This window comes from Bacillus sp. IS1 (assembly GCF_032461585.1).
Classification (GTDB): Bacteria; Bacillota; Bacilli; order Bacillales; family Bacillaceae; genus Bacillus; species Bacillus velezensis.
Genome location: NZ_JAWCWR010000033.1, coordinates 1 through 404, shown reverse-complemented (window position 1 = coordinate 404; position 404 = coordinate 1). Strand labels below are relative to the sequence as shown.

The following is a 404-nucleotide window of genomic DNA, read 5'->3' as shown; positions in this document are numbered from 1 at the left end:
ATCTATTGCATCGCTTACTGAGGACATGAACGTGCCCATCGAACCGCGCTTCGCGCACTCCTACGACCCCGACACCCGCGCCTACATGGGCAAGGTCCGTCTGCAGCCCTCCCCCGACGGCCGCTGGAACCTGCCCGACTACACCGTCGACCTGGCCCCCCGCCAGCCCGCCGGCGAGTACCAGACGCTGCGCCTGGCCGATGATGGCACGCGCTGGGAAGCGGTCGCCGACTTCCGCAACTGCATGCTGTGGGACACCCGCACAGCAATGGCGGTGCCCACTCGCCTCACGCTCGGCGAGCCCCTGCCCAAGGACGTGACGCTCTCCGAACCGTTCCGGCTGGACGGCACCACACCGCAGTACAACGCGTGGAACGCTGGGCGCCGCGAATGGACGCTGCTGC

Annotated in this window: 1 protein-coding gene; it reads left to right on the top strand. The window is 68.3% G+C overall.

The genetic code is table 11. From position 1 onward, the window contains the following. Positions 1-404 (top strand): hypothetical protein (locus RUW00_RS22845; RefSeq protein ID WP_315956831.1); only part of this gene is annotated, 404 nt, incomplete at both ends.